19 protein-coding genes, 1 tRNA gene and 1 riboswitch are annotated in these 24,559 nt (G+C 71.1%); of the genes, 17 read left to right on the top strand and 3 right to left on the bottom strand.

The window, feature by feature from the left end; translation table 11 throughout:
• Positions 1-152 precede the first annotated feature (152 nt).
• The 13 genes from ACFWZ2_RS29810 to ACFWZ2_RS29870 all read left to right on the top strand — a co-directional run bounded on the left by ACFWZ2_RS29810 (position 153) and on the right by ACFWZ2_RS29870 (position 15,042).
• Positions 153-683, top strand: coding sequence for a hypothetical protein (locus ACFWZ2_RS29810; RefSeq protein ID WP_384550870.1), 531 nt, complete (start codon positions 153-155; stop codon positions 681-683).
• Positions 680-2,227, top strand: coding sequence for a protein kinase (locus ACFWZ2_RS29815; RefSeq protein ID WP_384550951.1), 1,548 nt, complete (start codon positions 680-682; stop codon positions 2,225-2,227). Before ACFWZ2_RS29810 ends, ACFWZ2_RS29815 begins: the two co-directional genes overlap by 4 nt.
• Before the next feature lie 151 nt (positions 2,228-2,378).
• Complete coding sequence (locus tag ACFWZ2_RS29820; protein ID WP_384550871.1) at positions 2,379-3,047, top strand: SurA N-terminal domain-containing protein; 669 nt, start codon at positions 2,379-2,381, stop codon at positions 3,045-3,047.
• A 257-nt stretch (positions 3,048-3,304) separates the two neighbouring features.
• A complete protein-coding gene (locus ACFWZ2_RS29825) occupies positions 3,305-4,324 on the top strand; it encodes a nucleoside triphosphate pyrophosphohydrolase (RefSeq protein WP_384550873.1) in 1,020 nt (339 codons plus the stop codon).
• A gap of 122 nt (positions 4,325-4,446) precedes the next feature.
• Positions 4,447-5,715, top strand: a complete 1,269-nt coding sequence (locus tag ACFWZ2_RS29830) for a cytochrome P450 (RefSeq protein WP_384550875.1) — start codon at positions 4,447-4,449, stop codon at positions 5,713-5,715.
• Positions 5,716-5,851: 136 nt separating this feature from the next.
• Complete coding sequence (locus tag ACFWZ2_RS29835) at positions 5,852-6,883, top strand: transglycosylase family protein (RefSeq protein ID WP_384550877.1); 1,032 nt, start codon at positions 5,852-5,854, stop codon at positions 6,881-6,883.
• A gap of 194 nt (positions 6,884-7,077) precedes the next feature.
• Positions 7,078-7,226, top strand: a riboswitch (cyclic di-AMP (ydaO/yuaA leader).
• A 4-nt stretch (positions 7,227-7,230) separates the two neighbouring features.
• A complete protein-coding gene (locus ACFWZ2_RS29840) occupies positions 7,231-7,938 on the top strand; it encodes a transglycosylase family protein (protein ID WP_384550879.1) in 708 nt (235 codons plus the stop codon).
• Positions 7,939-8,268: 330 nt separating this feature from the next.
• Complete coding sequence (gene eno, locus ACFWZ2_RS29845; RefSeq protein WP_384550880.1) at positions 8,269-9,549, top strand: phosphopyruvate hydratase; 1,281 nt, start codon at positions 8,269-8,271, stop codon at positions 9,547-9,549.
• Positions 9,550-9,668: 119 nt separating this feature from the next.
• Positions 9,669-10,148, top strand: coding sequence for a septum formation initiator family protein (locus tag ACFWZ2_RS29850; protein ID WP_384550882.1), 480 nt, complete (start codon positions 9,669-9,671; stop codon positions 10,146-10,148).
• A 23-nt stretch (positions 10,149-10,171) separates the two neighbouring features.
• A complete protein-coding gene (locus ACFWZ2_RS29855) occupies positions 10,172-10,774 on the top strand; it encodes a DUF501 domain-containing protein (RefSeq protein ID WP_384550884.1) in 603 nt (200 codons plus the stop codon).
• Positions 10,771-11,712: an exopolyphosphatase gene (locus ACFWZ2_RS29860; protein WP_384550886.1), complete on the top strand. Its 942-nt coding sequence runs from the start codon at positions 10,771-10,773 to the stop codon at positions 11,710-11,712. Before ACFWZ2_RS29855 ends, ACFWZ2_RS29860 begins: the two co-directional genes overlap by 4 nt.
• 398 nt (positions 11,713-12,110) lie before the next feature.
• Positions 12,111-13,514, top strand: a complete 1,404-nt coding sequence (locus tag ACFWZ2_RS29865) for an NAD(P)/FAD-dependent oxidoreductase (protein WP_384550888.1) — start codon at positions 12,111-12,113, stop codon at positions 13,512-13,514.
• A 232-nt stretch (positions 13,515-13,746) separates the two neighbouring features.
• Entirely contained in the window at positions 13,747-15,042 is a 1,296-nt protein-coding gene (locus ACFWZ2_RS29870; protein WP_384550889.1) for a class I SAM-dependent methyltransferase, read from the top strand.
• Positions 15,043-15,154: 112 nt separating this feature from the next.
• On the opposite strand, the gene ACFWZ2_RS29875 is transcribed toward ACFWZ2_RS29870, so the two are convergent.
• Both ACFWZ2_RS29875 and ACFWZ2_RS29880 read right to left on the bottom strand, forming a co-directional pair.
• Positions 15,155-17,674 (bottom strand): ABC transporter permease, encoded by a 2,520-nt coding sequence (locus tag ACFWZ2_RS29875; RefSeq protein WP_384550891.1) that lies wholly within the window; start codon positions 17,672-17,674, stop codon positions 15,155-15,157.
• Positions 17,675-17,802: 128 nt separating this feature from the next.
• Positions 17,803-18,573 carry an ABC transporter ATP-binding protein gene (locus ACFWZ2_RS29880; protein ID WP_365365236.1) on the bottom strand — a complete coding sequence of 257 codons (771 nt, stop codon included), beginning with the start codon at positions 18,571-18,573 and terminating at the stop codon, positions 17,803-17,805.
• A gap of 385 nt (positions 18,574-18,958) precedes the next feature.
• Between ACFWZ2_RS29880 and ACFWZ2_RS29885 the strand changes: the two genes are divergently transcribed.
• Positions 18,959-19,041, top strand: a tRNA-Leu gene (locus ACFWZ2_RS29885).
• A gap of 131 nt (positions 19,042-19,172) precedes the next feature.
• Here the strand turns inward: ACFWZ2_RS29885 and ACFWZ2_RS29890 are convergent.
• On the bottom strand, positions 19,173-20,822 hold the full coding sequence (locus tag ACFWZ2_RS29890; RefSeq protein WP_384550894.1) for an IclR family transcriptional regulator C-terminal domain-containing protein: 1,650 nt from the start codon (positions 20,820-20,822) through the stop codon (positions 19,173-19,175).
• A gap of 130 nt (positions 20,823-20,952) precedes the next feature.
• Here ACFWZ2_RS29890 and ACFWZ2_RS29895 point away from each other — a divergent pair, with 130 nt between their 5' ends.
• From ACFWZ2_RS29895 to ACFWZ2_RS29905, 3 genes are all read left to right on the top strand, one after another.
• On the top strand, positions 20,953-22,131 hold the full coding sequence (locus ACFWZ2_RS29895) for a 4-hydroxybenzoate 3-monooxygenase (protein ID WP_384550896.1): 1,179 nt from the start codon (positions 20,953-20,955) through the stop codon (positions 22,129-22,131).
• Between the two features lie 27 nt (positions 22,132-22,158).
• Positions 22,159-23,520: an MFS transporter gene (locus ACFWZ2_RS29900; RefSeq protein WP_384550898.1), complete on the top strand. Its 1,362-nt coding sequence runs from the start codon at positions 22,159-22,161 to the stop codon at positions 23,518-23,520.
• A 66-nt stretch (positions 23,521-23,586) separates the two neighbouring features.
• Positions 23,587-24,519, top strand: a complete 933-nt coding sequence (locus tag ACFWZ2_RS29905; protein ID WP_384550900.1) for a Bax inhibitor-1/YccA family protein — start codon at positions 23,587-23,589, stop codon at positions 24,517-24,519.
• Positions 24,520-24,559 lie beyond the last annotated feature (40 nt).

Below are 24,559 nucleotides of genomic sequence, written 5' to 3' on the forward strand. Positions count from 1 at the left end.
AGTACGACAACGGTTCGGTACAACCCGGGACCGCTTCCCGCGGTCGGCCTATACGCTCGAATCCGCACCCGATTCTTCACGTACCAGGAGCAGCCATGCACGGCCACGGCTATGCGCCGCCACAACCGCCGCCCCCCTCGGGGGGTTCGCCTGTGACGCTGCGCGTGATGTTCGTGGCCCTCGCGGTCGTGACGTGCGGCCTGTTCGCATGGGCCGCGCTGCTGCGCCTGGCCCTCGTGACCCGCAAGGCGCACGACTGGGTCCTCTTCGGCGTCGTGACCGCGCTCGACATCACGGCCCTCGCCCTGGTCGGCATCGACAAGGGCGAGGACGAGTTCGAGGGCCCGGGCAACGCGGGCATGGTGATCCTGCTCTGCACACTGGTGGCCGCCCTCGCCTACTACCTGTACGCGGACATCCGCCACTTCAGCCCGTACCGCGCACCGCGCTTCGACGGCCACGTACCGCAGCAGGCCCAGGCCGCCTACGGCTACCCGCAGCAGCCCGCGCCGGGCCCCGTCCACCAGCAGCCCACCCAGTTCCAGCAGCCGCCGCTCCAGCCGCCGCCCCTCCAGCAGACCCCGCAGCCGCCCACGCGCCCCGCGCCCGCCCGCATCCACCAGGTCCGCGCCGAGCTCGACGAGCTCAGCGACTATCTGCGCAAGCAGGAAGGCGGCAGCTGACCGTGACCACGGGCGGCCGCGTCGTCGCAGGACGCTATGAACTCGCCACGCTCATCGGCCAGGGCGGCATGGGCCAGGTCTGGACGGCGTACGACCAGCGCCTCGACCGCCGTGTCGCCGTGAAGCTGCTGCGCCCCGACCGGGTCGCGGGCGCCGAGGCCGAGGAGCTGCGCCGCCGCTTCGTGCGCGAGTGCCGCGTCACCGCGCAGGTCGACCACCCGGGCCTGGTCACCGTGCACGACGCGGGCAGCGAGCCCTCCGAGGACGGGGCCCTCTTCCTCGTCATGCAGTACGTCGACGGCGCCGACCTCGGCGACCACCTCGCCGAGCACGACCCCTACCCCTGGCAGTGGGCCGTCGCCGTCGCCGCCCAGCTGTGCGCCGTGCTCTCCGCGGTGCACGCCGTGCCGATCGTGCACCGCGACCTCAAGCCGCGGAACGTGATGGTCAAGCAGGACGGCACGATCTCCATCCTCGACCTCGGCATCGCCTCGGTCATGGACACCGACACCACCCGCCTCACCCACACCGGATCGCCGATCGGCAGCCCCGCCTACATGGCGCCCGAGCAGGCCATGGGCGGCGCGGTCGGCCCCTACACCGACCTCTACGCCCTCGGCGTCCTGATGCACGAACTCCTCAGCGGCGACGTGCCGTTCTCCGGCTCGACCGCGCTCGGCGTCCTGCACCGCCACCTCTACGAGCCGCCGCTGCCGGTCCGCCGGCTGCGCCCCGAGGTGCCGGAAGCCGTGGAGTCCCTCGTCCTGCGGCTGCTCGCCAAGGACCCCCAGCACCGGCACTCCAGCGCCCAGGAGGTGTACGAGGAGCTGGCCCCGCTGCTGCCCGCGCGCGGCATCCCCTCGGGCCGCCCCCTCGACCCCACCCGCCCCTTCCTGCGCCCGCACGCGCCCTGGCCGGACCGCGCGGCGACCCCCGCCGCCGCCCCCGACATGCCGCCGCAGCCGCCCGGTGCACCGCCCCGGCAGGACGTCGCCCGCGCCGTCGACGACGTCAAGCGCCTGCTCGGCGAGGGCCGCATCACCCAGGCCGTGGACATCCTCGGCGCGATCCTTCCTGCCGCCGCCGCCAAGCACGGCGAGCACTCACCCGTCGTCCGCAGCCTGCGCAAGCAGTACGCCGCCACGCTCATGGACGACGGCCAGTACCGCCGCGCCCTGCCCGAACTGCGGCGCCTCGCCGACGAGCGGGCCGCCGAATCGGGCCAGGCCGACCCGCACTCCCTCCAGTTCCGGTACGAGGCCGCGCAGTGCCTGGAGCAGCTCGGCGAACCGGCCGCGGCGCTCGCCGAGTACCGCGCGCTGCTCCCCTATTACGAGAACCACTACGCGACGGACGACCGCCGCCAGTCCCTGGAGATCCGCCGCCGCATCGGCCACCTGCTGCTCGCCCTCGGCGACCGCCCGGCCGCCCACGACACCCTCGCGCGGCTGCTGCACGACGCGGAGCTGCTGCACGGCCCCGGGCACCCCTTCCCCGCGGAGATCCGCCGCACCCTGCAATGGCTCGGACAAGTGCGCGGCTGACGCCCGTACGGCGGGGCCGAGGGTGCCCCAACTCCCGGGAAATCGTTGGTCGAATAGGTGTCGAATGGCTGGCCGAGATGACGGCCACTGCCTACCATCGATCACCGCAAGACTTTGTGCACCGCCGCACAATCTCCAACGGGAGGCTCACTTGCACCGCCGTCGTCGCACAGCGCTCACCCTCTCCGCCGCCGCGATCGCCGCGGCCCCCCTCCTCACCGCCTGCGGCGGCGAAGCGCACCCCGGCGCCGCGGCCGTCGTCGGCGGCGACCGCATCACGGTCGCGCAGCTGGAGAGCCGGGTGAACGAGGTGCGCGACGCGCAGCGGGCCGCCATCCCGGACGACGCCCAGTACGCGCAGGCCATCGCCAAGTCCGGCGGCCTCACCCGCAGCACGCTGCACACGATGGTCCTGGACAAGGTCCTGCACCGCGCGGCCGCCGACGCCGGAGTGCGCGTCACGCGCCGCGACATCCAGACCATGCGCACCGGCCTCGAGCAGCAGGCGGGCGGCCGCAAGGCCCTGGAGCAGGGCTGGCTCCAGCAGTACGGCGTCGCCCCCGCCCACCTCGACGACAGCTTCCGCACCGAGATCGAGGCCCAGAAGCTCGCCAAGAAGCTGGGCGCCGACATGAACGCGCCCGAGGGCCAGGCGGTGTTCTGGAAGTCGCTGTCCGCCGCCTCCAAGAAGCTCGACATCGACCTGAACCCGCGGTACGGCACCTGGGACGTCGACAAGAACAAGCGCGCGGACGCCAGGACGCCGTGGGTGCGCGAGGTCACGGACGCCAAGGCCGCGGGACAGGGCGAGCAGGCGTAGGGCCTGCCCGGCGGACCAGGCCGCGGTCGCGGGGGCTGGCACGCACTCCCCCAAGCTCTCGGCTCCGCCCGAGCAGGGGAGACCCCACTGCGTTGCCGCCCTCCTCCGCCTTGCAGCCGCACGCACCAGACCCCGCTCGCCGGCACCGAAAGGTGGCCGCCACCCGCACGCGGCCTGATCCGCCGGACAGGCCCTGGCGGTATCGGCTTGTCGGCGACGGTGGCGTCGTTGTCAGTGGGGCGGGTTACGTTCGACGGGTGAACGCCACCGAGACCACGCCCCCGGCCGACGCCTCCGACCCCTCCGAGGAGGCCGTCGGCCGCGTCATCCTGCTGACCACCAGCCACCGGGTCGCGCCCGGCCTCCTCTCCTGGCCCGCCTGGCAGGCGCTGCACGGCGCCGACGAAGTGCTGTGCGCCGACGCCACGCACCCGCAGCTGCCCTATCTGCGGGAGGCGGGCGTGCCGGTGGAGCAGGCGTCGCCCACTGCCCAGGAGCTGGTGGACGCCTGCACGGGCGGGCGCACGGTCCTGGTGATCGCGACGGCCGAGGGCGACCGCCCCCTCACCGACGGCCTGGCCCGCCTCGCAGGCTCCGGCCGCGTCGCGATGCCGGACCTGGAGCTGCTCCCCGCCTCGTACGACCTGCCGGGCGCGCGCCTGCTCGACGTGGTCCAGGTGATGGACCGGATCCGCGACGAATGCCCCTGGTCCTCGCAGCAGACCCACAAGGGCCTGGCGAAGTACGCGATCGAGGAGGCGTACGAGCTGGTCGAGGCGATCGAGGACGGCGACAGGGACGAACTCCGCGAGGAGCTGGGCGACGTCCTGCTCCAGGTCGTCTTCCACGCGAGGATCGCCGAGGAGGGCGGCCCCGACGAGGACGACGAGTCCTTCTCCATCGACGACGTCGCGGGCGGCCTCGTCGAGAAGCTCATCCACCGCCACCCGCATGTCTTCGGCGACGACTCGGCACAGACCCCGGACGACGTCCGTGCGCACTGGCTCCGCACCAAGGCGGAGGAGAAGCAGCGCACGTCCCTGACGGAGGGCATCCCCCTCGGCCAGCCCGCCCTGGCACTCGCGGCGAAGCTGGCATCCCGGGTGCGGACGGCGGGACTTGAGGTGACGGTGCCTTCGGGCGGAGACATGGGGTACGAACTGCTTGCCCTGGCCCTGCGGGCCGAAGCGGAGGGCGTCGACCCCGAGGCGGCGCTGCGGGTGGCGGCGAGGGCGTATCGGGATGCGGTGCTGGCGGCTGAGGGGGCGGGGGATTAGGGACCGCCCCCTCGACGGGCGGGGGACTGAGCGCCCGAAGGGGCGCGGGGAACTGCGCGACCAGCCACGATGCACCCGCAGGCATGACACCGGCCGCCCGGCGGAGCGATACCGTCGACCGCATGCACGACAAGGCCTCCGCCCCGCCCTCGCAGCCCGAGCTCTTCACCTGGGAGTTCTCCAGCGATCCCTACCCCGCTTACGCCTGGTTGCGGGAGAACGAGGCCGTCAGCAAGCAGCGGCTGCCCAGTGGGGTCGAGGCCTGGCTCGTCACCCGGTACGCGGATGCTCGGCAGGCCCTCGCCGATCAGCGGCTCAGCAAGAACCCCGCCCACCACGACGAGCCCGCGCACGTGAAGAGCAAGACCGGTATTCCGGGTGAGCGCAGCGCCAACCTCATGACGCATCTGCTCAACATCGACCCGCCGGACCACACCCGCCTCCGGCGTCTCGTCTCGAAGGCGTTCACCCCGCGCCGCGTCGCCGAATTCGCGCCGCGCGTGCAGGAGTTGACGGATCAGCTCATCGACCGGTTCGCCGAGGAAGGCACCGCCGACCTCATCCACGAGTTCGCCTTCCCGCTCCCCATCTACGCCATCTGCGACCTGCTCGGCGTCCCGCGCGAGGACCAGGACGACTTCCGCGACTGGGCGGGCATGATGATCCGGCACGGGGGAGGCCCGCGGGGCGGTGTCGCGCGGTCCGTGAAGAAGATGCGCGGCTATCTCGCCGAGCTGATCCACCGCAAGCGCCTGGACCCGGGCGACGACCTCATCTCCGGCCTCATCCGCGCCTCCGACCACGGCGAGCACCTCACGGAGAACGAGGCCGCGGCGATGGCGTTCATCCTGCTCTTCGCCGGGTTCGAGACCACCGTCAATCTCATCGGCAACGGCATGTACGCCCTGCTCACCCACCCCGAGCAGCGCGAGCGGCTGCAGCGTGCCCTGGCGGAGGGGGACACCGGCCTCCTCGAGACCGGTGTCGAGGAGCTGCTCCGCTTCGACGGGCCCGTGGAGCTGGCCACCTGGCGGTTCGCCACCGAGGCGCTGACCATCGGCGGGCAGCACATCGGCGCGGGCGATCCCGTCCTCGTGGTGCTCGCCGCCGCCGACCGCGACCCCGCCCGCTTCGCGGATCCCGACACCCTCGACCTGTCCCGGCGTGACAACCAGCACCTCGGGTACGGCCACGGAATCCACTACTGCCTGGGCGCCCCGCTCGCCCGCCTGGAGGGCCAGACCGCCCTCGCGACACTGCTGCGGCGCCTTCCGGACCTGCAACTCGCGGCGGATCCTGCCGATTTGCGGTGGCGTGGCGGGCTGATCATGCGGGGACTGCGGACGTTGCCCGTGGAGTTCACATCCGCACAGAGAACGGCACCGAACTGACGGTCCGTCAAGACTGTGACTTTCACGTGATCTCCGCTGCATCGACTTGTGACAGGCGTTCGAGTGCGACTACGTTCACGTCGACTCGGACACCTGGTGCCCGAGTTGCCGCAATAGTCTCCTGAAAGGCAACCGCATGCTCTCCGGCAATGGTCGTCACCGACGCCCCCGCCAAGCCCCGGCCCTCATCGTCGCGGCAGGAGTCACCGGATCAGCCATCGCCATCCCGCTGCTCGGCGCGACCAGCGCGAGCGCCGCCGACACCGCGACGTGGGACAAGCTCGCCGAGTGCGAGAGCGGCGGCGCGTGGAGCGCCAACCCCGGCAACGGGTATTACGGAGGACTCCAGTTCTCGCAGGAGATGTGGGAGAACTACGGCGGCCTCGACTACGCGCCGAGCGCCGACCAGGCGTCCAAGTCGCAGCAGATCGCCGTCGCCGAGAGCGTCCTCTACGACCAGGGCACGGCCGCGTGGCCGAGCTGCGCCCCGATCGCCGGACTCACCGACGGCGGTGCCGCGGCCGACGTGGACCCGGGTGCCCCGATGACGCCCGAGCCGTCGGACCCGACCGGCTCCGGCGAGACGGACAAGCCCACCGAGAAGCCCTCCGAGAAGCCTGCTGAGAAGCCCTCGGACTCCGCGGAGCCGTCCGACGACGCGAGCGGGCCGGCGGACTCGGGTGAGGCGTCGGACGACTCCGGGGATGCCCGCGACAAGAATCACGACGAGCCCGGCAAGGGTGACAAGAACGACAAGGGCAACAAGGACGGCGAAGGCGCGGCGGACGGCAAGGGCGACAAGGACGGCAAGGACGCCCCCGGCAAGTCCGGAGAGAAGGACGCCACTTCGCCCGCGCCCGAGGACTCCACCGCCCCCTCCGGCGACTCCGCGCCCGGCCGCCACCGCGGCGACCGCGCCGACGAGCAGCCCTCGGGAGACGACGGCAAGGACCGTCCGGGGCGGCACGCCTCGCGTGGCGAAGGACGGACGGACAAGGTCGCCGACGGGACGTACACGGTGCGCTCCGGAGACAACCTCTCGGCGATCGCGGACGACCTCGACGTCGACGGCGGCTGGCCCACGCTCTATGCCGAGAACAAGAAGACCGTCGGGGCCGACCCGGACCTCATTCTCCCCGGTCAGAGCCTCGATTTGGGCGAAAAGTAAGGGAAGTTGACGAAGAGTCGGGTGGGGGCTTCGCGTCGTATGTCCGGTTTGGCGCGAGTGAGAGATGGGTCTCAGAAGACCTGATCGTCTTTGAAATTCGGTGGATTGCGTGTCTACGGTCGTGACCGCTCGCCACTGCGGGCCCCGCCGGTCGGTACGCCGAATCCTGCCAACGGCCGGACGGGAACAGTCGTCGCTCAAGAGCGCCGTAGGCAGGAGCGGGGGACCCAAGGTAAGTGCCGGAAACGGCTAGGGGTGAAGTCGCGCTCTAGGAAGCGCGGCCGGGCAACCACATCGGCCCGAACCCGACAGCTCACCTCGCAGGCGTCGGTGTAGGGGATCAACTCATGCTGCTTTCCGGCAAGGGCAAGCACCGTCGCCCGTCCAAGGCCACCCGCGTCGCCACGCTCGTCGGTGTGACCGGCGCGGCCGTCGCCGCCCCGCTGATGGCGGCCGGCTCGGCCAACGCCGCCACCGGCCAGGAGTGGGACGCCGTCGCCCAGTGCGAGTCCGGCGGCAACTGGTCCATCAACACCGGCAACGGCTACTACGGCGGCGTGCAGTTCTCCGCCTCCACCTGGGCCGCGTACGGCGGCACCAAGTACGCGCCGACCGCCGACAAGGCCTCCAAGGCCCAGCAGATCGAGATCGCCGAGAAGGTCCTCGCCGGTCAGGGCAAGGGCGCCTGGCCGAGCTGTGGCGTCGGCCTCTCGGGCGCCGCGTACAACGGCGGCGGCTCGCAGGAGCAGGCCAAGCCGCAGCAGCAGCCGAAGCCGCAGCCGCAGCAGACCCAGCAGCAGGCTCCGCAGCAGCAGGCCGCGCCGAAGCCGCAGCCCACGCCGCAGGCCGAGACCAAGAAGACCGTCGAGACCCCGACCGGCAAGACGGTCAAGAAGGGCGACGGCGAGTACAAGGTCAAGTCGGGCGACACCCTGTCCAAGATCGCCGAGGACCACAAGGTCAAGGGCGGCTGGCAGAAGGTCTACAAGCTCAACGGCGACATCATCGACGACGCCGACTTCATCTACCCGGGTCAGCAGCTGCACCTCAGCTAAAGACCCGCGAGCGGCCGTGCCTCGGCGGACGCACGGCCGCTTCCCCCGTCCCCACGGGCTCCCCGCCCCGGTGCGCGTATCCCCCGTACGCACCGGGGCGGGGCCGTGTCCGGCGCCGGAAGGCCCGCGGCCTTGGCCCCGTGTTCGCCCCTAGCGAGCTACCGGCCAGTAGAAACACGGGCTTCCGTCCCGTTTCCCAGGTATTTGGGCCCTCGCCCGTCCCACGGGACGGGCGGTCGGCTGGCCGAAGCTCCGGAGCCCGTTAGGCTCGTGAGACGCAGGGCCGAAGCGGCCCCGCGTAAATGCGTCACATCCCAGAAGGAGATGCTCGTGCCGTCCATCGACGTCGTCGTAGCCCGGGAAATCCTGGACTCCCGAGGCAACCCCACGGTCGAGGTCGAGGTCGGCCTCGACGACGGCAGCACCGGTCGTGCCGCCGTCCCGTCGGGTGCCTCCACCGGTGCCTTCGAGGCCATCGAGCTTCGCGACGGTGACCCCAACCGTTACCAGGGCAAGGGTGTCGAGAAGGCCGTCCTCGCCGTCATCGAGCAGATCGGCCCGGAGCTCGTCGGCTACGACGCCACCGAGCAGCGTCTGATCGACCAGGCCATGTTCGACCTGGACGCCACCGACAACAAGGGCTCGCTCGGCGCCAACGCCATCCTCGGCGTCTCGCTCGCCGTCGCGCACGCCGCCTCCGAGGCCAGCGACCTGCCGCTGTTCCGCTACCTCGGCGGCCCGAACGCGCACCTGCTGCCCGTCCCGATGATGAACATCCTGAACGGTGGGTCGCACGCCGACTCCAACGTCGACATCCAGGAGTTCATGATCGCCCCGATCGGCGCGGAGTCCTTCTCCGAGGCGCTGCGCTGGGGCACCGAGGTCTACCACACCCTCAAGTCCGTCCTGAAGAGCAAGGGCCTGTCCACCGGCCTCGGCGACGAGGGCGGCTTCGCCCCGAACCTGGACTCCAACCGCGCCGCGCTCGACCTCATCCTCGAGGCCATCAAGCAGGCCGGTTACGTCCCCGGCGAGCAGATCGCGCTCGCCCTCGACGTCGCCGCGTCCGAGTTCTACAAGGACGGCAAGTACGAGTTCGAGGGCAAGTCCCGCTCGGCCGCCGAGATGACCGAGTACTACGAGGAGCTCGTCGCCGCGTACCCGCTCGTCTCCATCGAGGACCCGCTGTTCGAGGACGACTGGGCCGGCTGGAACGTCATCACCGCCAAGCTCGGCGACAAGGTGCAGCTGGTCGGCGACGACCTGTTCGTCACCAACCCGGAGCGCCTGGCCCGCGGCATCGAGGAGAACTCGGCCAACGCCCTGCTCGTCAAGGTCAACCAGATCGGTTCGCTGACCGAGACCCTGGACGCCGTCGAGATGGCCCAGCGCAACGGCTTCAAGTGCATGATGTCCCACCGCTCCGGCGAGACCGAGGACGTCACCATCGCCGACCTGGCCGTCGCCACCAACTGCGGCCAGATCAAGACCGGCGCCCCGGCCCGCTCCGAGCGCGTCGCCAAGTACAACCAGCTCCTGCGCATCGAGGAGATCCTCGACGACGCCGCGGTCTACGCCGGCCGCAGCGCCTTCCCGCGCTTCAAGGGCTGATCGAGCCGGAGGCCCGGTAGTAACGCCGGGTTACCTACGTCCCCGCACGCGGTCCCGTACCGTGTGCGGGGACGTAGGTACGTTGAGGCACTGACGCGCTGCTCTGGGGAGGCGGAACCATGGCCAAGGCCGGGACCAAGGACCGGTTCTCCACCGCGACCCGCCTGCGCCTGCTCGGTGAGCAGACCGCCGAGCGGGTCTACCGCTCCCAGACCAAGCGCCAGGCCCGCCGCTCCCGCCTCACGGGCCGCGCGGCCCTCCTCGCCCTCGTGCTCTGCTCCCTGATCGTCGCGCTCGCGTACCCGATGCGGCAGTACGTCTCGCAGCGCGCCGAGATCGACGACCTGCGCCGGCAGAAGGCCGAGCGCCAGGAGGACGTCGAGAAGCTGCGCGACGAGAAGGCCCGCTGGCAGGACGACGCGTACGCGGAGCAGCGCATCCGGGACCGGCTGCACTATGTGATGCCGGGCGAGACCGGCTTCACGGTGATCGACCCCGCGGCGACGAAGAGCCGCCGCACGGACCAGGGAGCGGTCACCCGGCCCTGGTACTCGAACGTATGGGACGGCGTCGACAAGGCCGACCGCCCCGACGACTGACCCACGGACATGGAAAGACAGGCATGGAAACGCCTCCGCCGACCACAGAGCGCACCGAGCCCACCGACGCCGACGTCGAGGCCTTCAAGCAGCAGCTCGGCCGCCCGCCGCGCGGCCTGCGGGCCATCGCGCACCGCTGCCCCTGCGGACAGCCCGACGTCGTCGAGACGGCCCCGCGCCTCCCGGACGGCACGCCCTTCCCGACGACGTACTACCTGACGTGCCCGCGGGCGGCCTCCGCGATCGGCACTCTTGAGGCCAACGGCGTCATGAAGGAGATGTCGGAGCGGCTCAAGACGGACCCCGAGCTCGCCGCCGCGTACCGCAGGGCGCACGAGGACTACATCGCCCGCCGCGACGCCATCGAGGTCCTTGAGGGCTTCCCCAGCGCGGGCGGCATGCCGGACCGCGTGAAGTGCCTGCACGTCCTGGTGGGTCACTCGCTGGCCGCGGGCCCCGGTGTGAACCCGCTGGGCGACGAGGCCGTCGCGATGCTCCCGGAGTGGTGGGCGAAGGGCCCGTGCGTCACGCCGTCCGCCACCTGCCAGGAGGACATCCTGAAGCTTGGCGCGAACGGCGGCGGCTTCTTCGGTGTCGACGGCGACGCCGACGAGGCGGCCAAGTGACCCGCGTCGCCGCCGTCGACTGCGGCACGAACTCCATCCGCCTGCTCGTGGCGGACGCGGACCCGGCCACGGGTGAACTCGTCGACCTGGACCGCCGGATGCAGATCGTCCGGCTCGGCCAGGGCGTGGACAAGACGGGCCGCCTCGCCCAGGAGGCGCTGGACCGCACCTTCGCCGCCTGCCGCGACTACGCCGCGATCATCAAGGACCTCGGCGCCGAACGCGTCCGCTTCGTCGCCACCTCCGCGTCCCGCGACGCCGAGAACCGCGACGAGTTCGTGCGCGGCGTCGTGGACATCCTCGGCGTCGAGCCCGAGGTCATCACCGGCGACCAGGAGGCGGAGTTCTCCTTCACCGGTGCGACCAAGGAACTGACGGGGCGCGACGATCTGGCGCAGCCCTATCTGGTCGTCGACATCGGCGGCGGCTCCACGGAGTTCGTGGTCGGCACGGACCATGTCGAGGCGGCCCGCTCGGTCGACGTCGGCTGTGTCCGGATGACCGAGCGTCATCTCGTACGCGACGGAGTCGTCACGGACCCGCCGACGCGCGAGCAGCTGGACGCGATCCGTGCCGACATCGAGGCCGCCCTCGACCTCGCCGAGAGCACGGTGCCGCTCAAGGAGGCCCGCACGCTCGTCGGGCTCGCCGGTTCGGTCACGACGGTGGCCGGGATCGCGCTGGGCCTCGACGCCTACGAATCGGCGGCGATCCATCACGCCCGCGTTTCGTACGAGCAGGTCAGCGCGATCGTGGAGCGTCTCACGCACGCCACGCACGACGAGCGCGCCGCGATTCCCGTGCTGCATCCGGGCCGTGTCGACGTGATCGCGGCGGGCACCCTCGTGCTGCTCGCGATCATGGACAGGGTCGGCGCCCGCGAGGTCGTCGTCTCGGAACACGACATCCTCGACGGCATCGGATGGTCGATCGCCTGAGCGCGCCCCGTGGCGCCTGAGCGGCCGTGAGGGGGGCCGAAAGGCCCCCCGACGAGACTCCGTCGGAAAAGTTCGTGAAGTTCTTCACAAGGAATTCGGCCCTGATGGGCGAGGTTCAAGGACCTTCGACCCCCGAAAGGGGTACCCAGGGGTCCGACGGTGTGTGGCCGGGGTGCTTCGCGCGTGTGTCACGCGCGTGAAGCGGCCCGGTGGTCCACTCCCCGCGGGGGCCCAGAGGGGCAGCTCACAGGGGGTGGACAACGACTCGCGTGACGCGGTGGTTCCCCTGCGCCGCCATGACCTCCGTCACGTGGGCGGCGAAGTGTAGCAGAGGCCCTACTCAACCTTGTGAAGGGGCGCACGAGCGACCCCCGGCGGGCAGGTGGATACTCGATGGCATGAGCACCACGGAGCGTCCCAGGATCCTCGTAGTAGGCGGTGGGTACGTAGGCCTGTACGCAGCTCGGCGCATTCTCAAGAAGATGCGCTACGGAGAGGCGACCGTCACGGTCGTCGACCCCCGGTCGTACATGACCTACCAGCCCTTCCTCCCCGAAGCCGCCGCCGGCAGCATCTCGCCTCGGCACGTCGTCGTCCCGCTGCGACGCGTACTGCCGAAGGCCGAGGTCCTCACCGGCCGGGTCACCACCATCGACCAGGACCGCAAGGTCGCCACGATCGCCCCCCTCGTGGGCGAGGCGTACGAGCTGCCTTTCGACTACCTCGTCATCGCGATGGGCGCGGTCTCCCGCACCTTCCCGATCCCCGGCCTCGCCGAGCAGGGCATCGGCATGAAGGGCATCGAGGAGGCCATCGGCCTGCGCAACCACGTCCTCGAGCAGCTCGACAAGGCTGACTCCACGACCGACGAGGAGGTCCGCCGCAAGGCGCTGACCTTCGTCTTCGTCGGCGGTGGCTTCGCGGGTGCGGAGACCATCGGCGAGGTCGAGGACATGGCCCGCGACGCGGCCAAGTACTACACCAACGTGAAGCGCGACGACATGCGCTTCGTGCTCGTCGACGCCGCGGACAAGATCCTCCCCGAGGTCGGTCCCAAGCTCGGCCAGTACGGCAAGGAGCACCTGGAGAGCCGCGGGGTCGAGGTCTACCTCTCGACGTCCATGGACTCCTGCGTGGACGGCCACGTGGTCCTCAAGAACGGCCTCGAGGTCGACTCCAACACCATCGTGTGGACCGCGGGCGTCAAGCCGAACCCGGCGCTCTCGCGCTTCGGTCTGCCGCTCGGCCCGCGTGGTCACGTCGACACCCAGACGACCCTCCAGGTCCAGGGCACCGACTACATCTGGGCCGCGGGCGACAACGCCCAGGTGCCGGACCTCGTCGGCCGCAAGGCGGGCAACGAGAACGCCTGGTGCCCGCCGAACGCCCAGCACGCGCTGCGTCAGGCGAAGGTCCTCGGCGACAACGTGATCTCCGGCATGCGGGGCTTCCCGCAGAAGGAGTACAGCCACGCCAACAAGGGTGCGGTCGCCGGTCTCGGCCTGCACAAGGGCGTCGCGATGATCGTCATGGGCAAGATGAAGATCAAGCTCAAGGGTCGTCTCGCCTGGTACATGCACCGCGCGTACCACGGCATGGCGATGCCGACGTTCAACCGCAAGATCCGCGTCTTCGCGGACTGGACGCTCGCCATGTTCCTCAAGCGCGAGGTCGTCTCGCTCGGTGCCCTCGAAGCGCCGCGCGAGGAGTTCTACGAGGCGGCCAAGCCCGCTCCGAAGCCTCCGGTCGCGGCCGAGCCCGCTCCGGCGGTCAAGGCCGAGGAGAAGGCCAAGGCCTCCTGACCTCGCGTCACTGATCCACCCCGAAGGGGCCGCCCGCCATCCGTGGTGCGGGCGGTCCCTTCGGCGTTCCCGTGGGCCCGAGGGGCGCACACCCCTCGCGGAACTAGATGCCCCCGCCATCTATTTTGCCGATCCGTGACGCTGCAACGGGACTGCGCAGGTGGCTCTTTGGTGTTTACGTGGTGTTGGTCCGTTCCGGGATCCGGCCGATCTCACCACGGAGGTGTGCGCCATGCAGAACGCCGCACTGCGGCTGAAGAACCTCGCCGAGCAGCTCATGGGAGCCGCGCTGCCGGTGCGTATCCGCGCCTGGGACGGATCGGAGACCGGCCCGCCGGACGCCCCCGTCCTGGTCGTGCGCAACCGCCGCGCCCTGCGCCACCTGCTGTGGAAGCCGGGCGAACTGGGCCTGGCCCGCGCCTGGGTGGCCGGTGACCTGGACGTCGACGGGGACCTGTACGAGGTCCTGGACCGGATGGCCGAGTTCATCTGGGAGCGCGGCGACAACGCGAGGAACCTGCGGCAGTCCCTGCGCGACCCGCGCGTCCGCGCCGCCGCACGCTCCCTCTTCGCCCTCTCCGCCCCCTTCCTGCCGCCGGCCCCGCCGCCGGAGGAGATGCGCAGACACGGCCGCCTCCACCTGCACACCAAGGGCAGCGACCGGCAGGCCATCAGCCACCACTACGACGTCGGCAACGACTTCTACGAGCTGGTGCTCGGCCCCTCGATGGTCTACTCGTGCGCCTACTGGGAGTCGCCCGACGGCACCCTGGAGGACGCCCAGCGCGACAAGCTCGAACTCATCGCCCGCAAGCTCGACCTGAAGCCCGGCATGCGGCTGCTCGACGTCGGCTGCGGCTGGGGCTCCATGGCGATCCACGCGGCCCGCGAGCACGGCGTGAGCGTCGTCGGCGTCACGCTCTCCCAGGAACAGGCCGCGTACGCCAGGAAGCGCATCGCGGACGAGGGCCTCACCGACCGGATCGAGATCCGCGTCCAGGACTACCGCGACGTGCGCGACGGACCGTACGACGCGATCTCCTCGATCGGCATGGCCGAACACGTCGGCTCCGCGCGCTACTTGGAGTACGCCCACGACCTGCACGCCCTCCTGAAGCCCGGCGGACGGCTGCTCAACCACCAGATCGCGCGCCGCCCGCAGGCCGACGAATCGGCGTACACGGTCGACGAGTTCATCGACGCCTACGTCTTCCCGGACGGCGAGCTCGCGCCCGTGGGCACCACGGTGGACCTCCTGGAGCGCGCCGGGTTCGAGGTGCGCGACCTGGAGGCGATCCGTGAGCACTACGCCCTCACGCTGCGCCGCTGGGTCGCCAATCTGGAGGCGAACTGGGCTGCGGGCCAGCGGCTCACCTCGCCGGGGCGCGCCCGCATCTGGCGCCTCTACATGGCGGCGTCCGCCCTCGCCTTCGAGCGCAACCGCATCGGCGTCAACCAGGTCCTCGCCGTGAAGACTTCGGAGAGCGGTGCCTCGGGGATGCCGCTGCGGGCCAGGGAGTGGCGGTGATCTTCAGCCCGTACGGCGTCTGACGCCGCCCCCGCGCCGCGCCGCGCCAACGCCCTCGAGCGGGCCCCCGCCCGAGACCACGCCCGGGGCCCCTCTCCCACCTGCTTACCTGCTACTCGCTCTTGATGGCCTGCAACGGGTTCAGCCGCGCGGCGCTCCGCGCGGGCCACACCGCCGCGAGGACACCGACCAGGGCCGCGATGCCGAGGAAGACCGCGATCCTGCCGACCGGGACCTCCATGGCGTACGTGGAGACCGTGTCGGAGATCGTGCCGCCCGCGATCCAGCCGAGGAACAGGCCGAGGACGATGCCGAGCACCGCGCCGAAGAGCGAGATGATCACCGCTTCGAGGCGGACCATCTGCTTCACGTTCGCACGGTCGAGGCCGATCGCCCGCAGCATGCCGATCTCGTGCTTCCGCTCGAAGACCGACATCGCCAGGGTGTTGATGACGCCGAGCACCGCGATCAGGATGGCCATCGCCAGGAGGCCGTAGAGCATGTTCAGCATCATGTTGATGGCGCCCGCCACCTGGTTGCTGATGGCGTCCTTGTCCTGGATGGTGATCGCCGGGTTGTCGCCGAGCGCCTTGACGATGGAGTCCTCGGCCTTGTCGGAGGCGCCGTCCTTCATCTTCACGAGGACCTGCTTGTCGACGACCTTGTCGAGGTGCGGGTCGACGACCGAGGTGGCGGCGAAGACGCCGCTCAGCATCTCGTTGCCCTCGTAGACGCCGCCGACCTTCAGCTTGACCGTCTTGCTGTCGTCGTCGAACTCCACCGGGACGGTGTCGCCCGTCCTCAGGCCCTTGTCCTTGGCCATGTCACGGTCGATGAGCACCGAGTCGCCGCGCAGGGCGTCGATCGAGCCGCTGTCGAAGTCGAGGCCGACCAGCTTGTCGATGGTCTTCGGGTCGACGCCGGAGATCGTGGTGTACGAACCCGCGGCCTCGCCGTAGGCGCTGCGCACCGGGCTGCTCGCCTCGACGCCGGGCAGCTTGTCCAGCTTCTCGCGGACCTCGGGGGTCAGCGGCTGGAAGTTCGCCATGGAGACCGAGTAGTCGGCCTTCAGGGAGCCCGCCGCCATCTTGTTGATGGCCGTGCCCATGGACGTCGCGACGACCGTCATCGCCGTGATGAGGGTGAGGCCGATCATCAGGGCCGCGGCGGTGGACGCGGTACGGCGCGGGTTGCGCACCGAGTTGAGGCGGGACAGCTTGCCGGTGACGCCGAACGGCTTCAGGAGCGGGGCCGACGCGGCGATGAACGGGCGGGACAGGAGCGGCGTGAGGACGATGACGCCGATGAGGACGACGGCCGCGCCGCCGGACTTCACGTAGTTGTCCTCCATGAAGAGCATGAGCACACCGAGGGCCACGATCAGCGAGCCGATGGTGTTGCGGACGACGAGACCGCGCATGGTCGGCGTCGCGTGCACGCTGTTCATCGCGGCGACCGGCGGGATCCGCGCGGCGCGGCGGCCCGGCAGCCAGGCGGCCAGCATGGTCACGACCACACCGATCAGGAGCGCGACCACGATGGTCGTCGGGGCGACGACGAGCGGCCCGTCGGGCAGCGAGGCACCCGCGGAGTTCATCAGGGACTCCAGGCCCACGGCCACACCGATGCCGAGCGCGAAGCCCGTGACGGCGGCGACCAGGCCGACCAGGCCCGCCTCGATGAGCACGGAGCGCGTCACCTGGCGGCGCGAGGCGCCGACCGCGCGCATCAGGGCCAGTTCCTTGGTGCGCTGGGCGACCAGCATGGTGAAGGTGTTGGCGATGATGAAGATGCCGACGAAGAGCGCGATGCCCGCGAAGATCAGCAGGACCTGGCTCATCGACCTGGTCTGCTGCTCGATCATCGCGTCCTGGTCGTCGGAGAGCTGGCCGCCGGTGACGGCGTCCGTGTCCTTCGGCAGGATCTTCTCGACGGAGGACTTCAGGGCGGCCTCGGAGGTGCCCGCGGCGGCCTTCACGTCGATCTCGTCGTACGCGGTCTTGTTCAGCGCCTTGAAGGCGGTCGCGTTGTCCAGGACCACCAGGCTGCCGCCCGCGACGACACTGCCCTCGTCGGTGTCGAAGACGCCGCTGACCTTGGCTTCCCGCACCGGTCCGTCGGTGGAGTAGCGGACGGTCTCGCCCACCGTGAAGCCGGTGCGCTCGGCGGTACGGGAGTCGATGGCGATGTCACCCGCGGACTTCGGGGCGGCGCCCTTGGTGAAGTCGTACCGCGGGTCCTTGCCGTCCTTGCCCGGGTAGTAGTTGGCGCCGGTGGTGCCCCACTCGCCGCCGACCAGCTTGCCGTCCTTGTCGGCGAGCGCGGTGAAGCCGGAGACGGAGCCGATCGCGGAGTCGGCGCCGGGCAGCGACCCGGCCTTCTTCAGGAGACCGTCGGTGAGACGGCCGGGCCGCTTGGCGTCGCCGTCGCCGGACGAGGAGCCGCCGTCGGGCTGAATGGCGACGGAGACATGGTCGAAGCTCTTCGCCGACTTGTTCTTGTAGGCGTTGCCGAAGGTATCGGTGAAGACCAGGGTGCCGGAGACGAACGCGACGCCGAGCATGACGGCGAGCACGGTCATCAACAGCCTGGCCTTGTGCGCGAGCACGTTGCGCAGGGCGGTACGGAACATGGGTGTGAGTCCTGGTGGAAGATCGGGCCGGGGCTGGGTCGCCCCGTCAGGGGCGCGGGGAACTGCGCGACCAGCCACAGACGGCCCGCAGTCGAAGAACAGAGCGGCAGAGCGCTTGAGCAGAGCGCTTAGCTCGTCCGCCCCTTGGCGTCGAAGTGCTTCATCCGGTCGAGGACGCCGTCCGCGGTAGGCCGGTGCATCTCATCCACGACCCGCCCATCCGCAAGGAAGATCACGCGATCCGCGTACGACGCGGCCACCGGGTCATGCGTGACCATCACGACGGTCTGCCCGAGATCCCGCACGGAGTTCCGCAGGAACCCGAGAACCTCCGCGCCCGAGCGCGAGTCGAGGTTTCCCGTCGGCTCGTCACCGAAGATGATCTCCGGCTGCGAGGCGAGCGCACGGGCCACGGCCACGCGCTGCTGCTGACCGCCGGAGAGTTCGGTGGGCCGGTGGCTGAGCCGCCCGGAGAGGCCGACCATCTCGATGACCTGCTCCAGCCACCGCTTGTCCGGCTTGCGGCCCGCGATGTCCATCGGCAGCGTGATGTTCTCCAGCGCCGTCAGGGTCGGCAGCAGGTTGAACGCCTGGAAGATGAAGCCGATCTTGTCCCGGCGGAGCTTGGTGAGCTGCTTGTCCTTCAGCGTGGACAGCTCGGTCTCGCCGATCCGCACCGAGCCCGAGCTGAAGCTGTCCAGGCCCGCGACGCAGTGCATCAGCGTCGACTTGCCGGAGCCGGAGGGGCCCATGATCGCGGTGAACTCGCCCTGTCCGAAGTCGACGGAGACGTGGTCGAGGGCGACCACCTGGGTCTCGCCCTGTCCGTACACCTTGGAGAGGTCCGTGGCGCGCGCGGCCACGGCGGTGGCGCGGGCGGCGAAGGGGGTGGTGGTCACGGGGCGGTGCTCCTGTCGGGACGACGAGTGGGGACGTATTCCATCGTCATGGCCGATCCGCGCCGTGAAGTCAGCCGCTGTTCCGGTTCCCGAGGCCCTCTCCAGTCGGACTCGAGCGCCCTGCGTCATACCTGGGGATGACGGGCGTCCCTGACTGCGGAACCGGGACGGTGATCGCGCCGGGCGGCTAAATTCCGTCATTCCGTGCAGAGGCCCATGAGACCGGCCGACAGTGGGGAAAGGCCTCCGGCAAGTACCGATGGACCGTACCCGTGGCTGATGCACCCTCAGACGTCAATAAAATAAGACAACATCGGGCTGTCCTTCCGCTGTTCGGGGGATGCCTCCCGATAGGGTCGAATCCTGAGATGCGGACCCACGGCCTGCCCGGATGGTGGAATGCAGACACGGCGAGCTTAAACCTCGCTGCCCCTCGGGGGCGTGCCGGTTCGAGTCCGGCTCCGGGCACCTCCGTCCCCACGAAGAGAGCGCCGCCGAAGATCACGGGCGTGGCGGTCAACACCGTTGCGAGACGCTTGAACTGACGCCCCATCAGACACTTGCCCCCCCCGCGACAGGGCGCTGCTCGAACAGTGGCCCTACGGCAGCCGCACGGCGTTGAAGCGGCCCGCGGTGTGCAGGTCGGTCTCGATCGCCGCCGCGGTCTCGCGCAGCGCGGGGAGCAGGGCGTCGCGGGTCTCCCGCAGCGGCCCCGGGCCCGCGTGCTGCGCCACGTTCAGCGCCGCCACCACGCGGCCCTCCGCGTCCCTGACCGGGACCGCGACCGAGCGCAGGCCCTCCTCCAGCTCCTGGTCGGCGGTGGCGTACCCGTCGGCGGCCACCCGGTCGAGGATCCGGCCGAGCGCGCCGGGGTCCGTCACGGTGTGCGGGGTGAGGGCGCGCGGCGGGGCCGCCGTGAGGAGGCGGGTGCGCTCCCGCGCGGGGAGCCCGGCGAGGAGGACGCGCCCCATGGCCGTGGCGTACGCGGGGAAGCGGGTGCCGACCGTGATGCGGACGCTCATCACGCGGACCGTCGCCGCCCGCGCGACGTAGAGGATGTCCGTCCCGTCGAGGACCGTCACCGACGCCGACTGGTGCACGCGGTCCGCGAGGTCGCGCAGATGCGGCTCGGCGAGTTCGGCGAAGCCGAGCCGGGACAGGGCCGCGTGGCCCAGCTCCAGGATGCGGGGGAGCGGCCGGTGGAGGCGCCCGTCGTGCGCCGCGTACCCCTCCTGCTCCAGGGTGTGCAGACAGCGCCGCGCGGTGGCCCGGGGCAGGCCCGTGGCCGCGGCGAGCGCGGTCAGCGGCAGGCCGTCGCCGCGGGCCTCGCCCAGGGCGCGCAGGACGGCGAGGCCGCGGGCCAGGGACTGCAGGAAACCGGGCCCGAGCTCGGCCTTGGCCGCCGCCGGGTCGGGGGCCTGGGAGTGCGCCGACTCGTCGGCGGGCGGCGGCAGTCCGGGACCCGCGGGCCGCGCGTCCCCCGCCAGGTCCGCCAAGTGCTTCGCCTCCGCGCGCAGGCGCGGCAGGACCGCGGAGGCTAGGTCGTCCGCCGTGTGTCTGCTGGTGTGGCTCACCGCCGACAGGGCGTACCGGACCCGCCCTTCGGTGTCGCGCACCGGGACCGCCACCGCGATCAGGCCCGGCTCGATCAGCTGGTCGTCCAGGGCCCAGCCCGTCGAGCGCGAGTGCGCCACGCGGTCCGCGAGGTCGGGCAGGTCCGACGGGGCGGGTCCCGGCGGCAGCGCGGGGAAGGCGCCCTCCGCGGGCCCTGCGGCCGTCCGGGCCCGCCACGCGGCCCACTCCGCCGCGTCCCACGCGTCGGCGAACAGCGCGCCGGGGGCGCAGCGCTCCGGCGGCAGCAGGTCCCCGATGCGGAACGCCACCGACATCGCGCGGCGCCGCGCGGCCTGGGTCACGAAGCGGACGCCGTCGCCGTCGGGCACGGCGAGGGACACCGACTCGTCGAGCTCGTCCGCGAGCCGGGCGGTGCGCGCGGCGACCTCGCCGGTCAGGCCGCTGGCCGCGAGATAGGCGTTGCCGAGCTCCATGAGGCGGGGGGTGAGGCGGAGTTCCTGGCCGTGTGCGCGTACGTAGCCGATCCGGACCAGGGTCGCCACGACCCGGTCGACCGTGGCGCGGGCCAGGCCCGTGGCGCGTGCGAGATCGCCGGCGCGTGCCCCGTCCCGTGCGGTGAGCGCGCGCAGGACGGCGAGGCCGCGCTCCAGGGGACGTACGGACTCTTCCGGCATCGCGCCGCTCCTCGTGGCTCGTGAAATCGGGTGCCGCAGGACCGTTGACAGCGCACAGCCGTGCCCAGAGACTCCCGTCAGCACATTATGAACGAAAGTTCACCAGGCGAACAAGGCGAGGGAGTCATCGATGCGCACCACCGTCGGAATCATCGGAGCGGGACCTGCCGGACTGCTCCTCGCCCGGCTCCTGCACCGCGCCGGCATCGACTCCGTCGTCCTGGAGAGCCGCGACCGCGGCTATGTGGAGCGGCGCCAGCGCGCCGGGATCCTGGAACAGGGCACCGTCGACGTGCTGCGCGAGGCGGGCGCGGGGGCCCGCATGGACCGCGAGGGCCTGCCGCACGACGGCATCGAGCTGCGCTTCGACCGCCGCAGGCACCGCGTCGACTTCCCCGCGCTCACCGGCGGCAGGTCCGTGACGGTCTACGCCCAGACCGAGATCTGCAAGGACCTCATCGCCCTCCAGCTCGCCGAGGGCGGCCCGCTGCTCTTCGAGGCACAGGCGCTGGCCGTGGAGGGCGCCGACAGCGAGAGCCCCCGGATCCGCTTCCGGCACGAGGGACGCGAGGACACCCTCCAATGCGACTACGTGGTGGGCTGCGACGGCTTCTGGGGCGTGGCCCGCACCGCGATACCCGAGGCGGTCTCCCGGACCTTCGAGCGCACGTACCCCTTCGGCTGGCTCGGCATCCTCGCCGATGTGCCGCCCTCCCACGACGAGCTGGTCTACGCCCGCCACGACCGCGGCTTCGCCCTGCTCTCCATGAGGTCGCCGTCCGTCACGCGCGCGTACCTCCAGGTTCCGGACGGCACGGACGCCGCCGACTGGAGCGACGAGGAGATCTGGGACGAGCTGGACCGGCGCCTGGAGACGGACGACCCGGCCTGGACGCTGCGGCGCGGACCCGTCACCGCCAAGTCCGTCACGCCCATGCGCAGCTACGTCCACGAACCCATGCGCCACGGGCGGCTCTTCCTCGCCGGGGACGCCGCGCACATCGTCCCGCCGACCGGCGCGAAGGGCCTCAACCTCGCGGTCGGCGACGTCGTCACGTTCGCCCGCGCGCTGACCCTGCTGCGCGACAAGGGCGACGCGAGCCGCCTCGACGCGTACTCCGAGACCTGCCTGCGCCGCGTCTGGCAGGCCGAGCGCTTCTCGTACGCGATGACGACCATGCTGCACCGCGCCCCCGACGCCACCCCCTTCGACGACCGCATCCAGCTGGCCCGGCTCGACCGGATCACCACCGCGCGCTCCGCCGAGGCCGACCTCGCGGACGGCTACACCGGATTCCCCCTCGACTGACCGGACCGACCGACCAGAAGGAAGCCCGTGAACGCTGTGCCCCCTCCTGAGCGCACCTTCAGATCCGTCGCGCCCGTCATCGCCCTGTGCTGGCTCGTCGTCTTCTTCGACGGCATGGACGTCAACATCTACGGCGCTGTGATGCCGCACCTCATCGACGACCCCGACCTCGGCTTCACCACGTCCACCGCGGGCACCATCGGCTCCTGGACCACCTTCGGCATGCTCGTCGGCGCGCTCGGCTGCGGCACGTTCACCGACTGGGCCGGGCGCAAGCCGATGGTGACGGGCAGCGTCGTCCTCTTCTCGCTGGGCTCCGCGCTGTGCGCGCTCGCGCCGAGCGCCGCCGTCTTCGGCGCCGGACGCTTCGTCTCCGGGCTCGGGCTCGGCGGGCTCATGCCGATCGGGCTCGCGATCGTCGCCGAGTTCGCGCCGCCGCGCAGGGCCGCGCTCGCCACCGGCCTGATGATGACCTCGTACCACGCGGGCGGCATGGCGGCGACGGGCCTCGGGCTCGCGCTCGGCCCCGACCACGGCTGGCGCGTCGTCTTCTGGACCGGCGTCATACCGGCGCTCGTCGCGGTCCCGCTGGTCCTGAAGTGGCTGCCCGAGTCGCCCGGCGTGCTGCTCGCCAAGGGACGTACGCGCGAGGCGGAGGCGGTCGCCGCCCGCTATCTGCTGCCCGACCCGACGGCCGCCGAAGCCCCCGAGGCCGGCGCGAAGGGCCGCTTCTCCGCCGTCGCCGCGCTCTTCGGACCCGGCAGGCGCCTCGCCACCCCGCTGATGTGGATCGCCTCCTTCGCCGGACTGCTCCTCGTCTACGGCGTCTCCACCTGGCTGCCCGAGCTGATGCGCGCCTCCGGCTACTCCCTCTCCTCCTCCGTCACCTTCCTGATGGTGATCAACGCGGGCGGCATCGTCGGCATGCTCGTCGCCGGGCGCACCGCGGACCGCTTCGGGGCGGTCAAGGTCTCCGCGGTCTGGTTCCTGCTCACCGCGTGCGGCGCCTTCCTGCTCAAGGCCCAGCTGCCGCTCGGCGTCGCCTACGCCGTCGTCTTCGTCACCGGCATCTGGCTCTTCTCCGCGCAGGTCATGGTGTACGCGGCCGCCCCCTCCGTCTATCCGCCGGCGCAGCGCGCCACGGGGCTCGGCTGGGTCACCGGAGTCGGGCGCACCGGCGCGGTCGTCGGACCCTGGCTCGGCGGCGCGGTCGTCGCGGGCGGCAACGCCTCACTCGGCTTCACCACGTTCGCGGTCGCCGCGGTCCTCGGCGCCGTCGCCATCTCGCTGGTGCCACTCGTGCGGCGGAACGATTCCGATCCGGGAACAGTGCGGGCGGTCCCGCACGTTCTCGGTCACAGGGAGGGAAAGATCCTCCCCAAGCACTAGGCTCATCCCTTTGCCTACGCATTACTCTTGAACCAAAGCCACGCTCGGTGGCCATGGAGGAGTGAAATGAGGAGCAGTAACCCGGTCTTCTCGCGACGGGGGTTCAGCCGCGACAACGGCTTCGCCGGCTTCGGCCAGCAGCCGCAGGCCGGGGGACCCGCAGGCGCGACCCAGACCCAGCAGGGCAACCCGTACGCGCAGGGCAATCCGTACGCCGGCGGCCAGCAGGCCCCCGCGGGCAACCCCTACGCCACCAACCCGTACGCCCAGCAGGACGTGCAGTACGGCGCGCCCCAGGCGCCCGTGACGACCGCGGGCCGCATGACGATGGACGACGTCGTCATGCGCACCGCCACCACGCTCGGCACGCTCGTGGTCACGGCCGCGCTCGCCTGGGCGCTGCTGCCGGTGGACGACGCCAACATCAGCAAGTCGTACGGCATCGCGATCGGTGCCGGCCTCATCGCGATGGTGCTCGGCCTGGTCCAGGCCTTCAAGCGCAAGGCGTCCCCCGCGCTGATCCTGACGTACGCGGCGCTGGAGGGTGTCTTCCTCGGCGTCGTCTCCAGCGTCGTCGACAACCGCATCGCGAGCGGCGCGGCCATGCAGGCCGTGCTCGGCACGATGGCCGTCTTCATCGGCGTCCTCGTGGCGTACAAGGCGGGCTGGATCCGCGTCAACCGTCGCTTCTACGGCTTCGTGATGGCCGCCGCGATGGGCTTCCTGCTGCTGACCGCCGTGAACCTGCTGTTCGCGGTCTTCGGCGGCGGTGACGGTCTCGGCTTCCGCAGCGGTGGCCTCGGCATCGTCTTCGGCATCGTCGGCATCCTGCTCGGCGCGTGCTTCCTGGCCCTGGACTTCAAGCAGGTCGAGGACGGCATCGCGTACGGCGCGCCGAAGGAAGAGGCCTGGCTCGCCGCGTTCGGTCTGACGATGACGCTCGTCTGGATCTACATGGAGTTCCTGCGCCTGATCGCCATCTTCTCCGGCAACGACTGACGCAGCTGACGGCCGAAGGGCCCGCGGACCGATTCCGGTT

The sequence above is a fragment of the Streptomyces sp. NPDC059002 genome (assembly GCF_042740435.1).
Lineage (GTDB): Bacteria > Actinomycetota > Actinomycetes > Streptomycetales > Streptomycetaceae > Streptomyces.

Excerpts from the sequence above, each read along its gene's own strand:
- ACFWZ2_RS29905 (WP_384550900.1), top strand. The coding sequence starts at position 23,587 with ATGAGGAGCAGTAACCCGGTCTTCTCGCGACGGGGGTTCAGCCGCGAC.
- ACFWZ2_RS29870 (WP_384550889.1), top strand. The coding sequence starts at position 13,747 with ATGCAGAACGCCGCACTGCGGCTGAAGAACCTCGCCGAGCAGCTCATG.
- ACFWZ2_RS29830 (WP_384550875.1), top strand. The coding sequence starts at position 4,447 with ATGCACGACAAGGCCTCCGCCCCGCCCTCGCAGCCCGAGCTCTTCACC.
- ACFWZ2_RS29835 (WP_384550877.1), top strand. The coding sequence starts at position 5,852 with ATGCTCTCCGGCAATGGTCGTCACCGACGCCCCCGCCAAGCCCCGGCC.
- ACFWZ2_RS29840 (WP_384550879.1), top strand. The coding sequence starts at position 7,231 with ATGCTGCTTTCCGGCAAGGGCAAGCACCGTCGCCCGTCCAAGGCCACC.
- ACFWZ2_RS29875 (WP_384550891.1), bottom strand. The coding sequence starts at position 17,674 with ATGTTCCGTACCGCCCTGCGCAACGTGCTCGCGCACAAGGCCAGGCTG.
- ACFWZ2_RS29850 (WP_384550882.1), top strand. The coding sequence starts at position 9,669 with ATGGCCAAGGCCGGGACCAAGGACCGGTTCTCCACCGCGACCCGCCTG.
- ACFWZ2_RS29855 (WP_384550884.1), top strand. The coding sequence starts at position 10,172 with ATGGAAACGCCTCCGCCGACCACAGAGCGCACCGAGCCCACCGACGCC.
- ACFWZ2_RS29865 (WP_384550888.1), top strand. The coding sequence starts at position 12,111 with ATGAGCACCACGGAGCGTCCCAGGATCCTCGTAGTAGGCGGTGGGTAC.
- ACFWZ2_RS29895 (WP_384550896.1), top strand. The coding sequence starts at position 20,953 with ATGCGCACCACCGTCGGAATCATCGGAGCGGGACCTGCCGGACTGCTC.
- ACFWZ2_RS29890 (WP_384550894.1), bottom strand. The coding sequence starts at position 20,822 with ATGCCGGAAGAGTCCGTACGTCCCCTGGAGCGCGGCCTCGCCGTCCTG.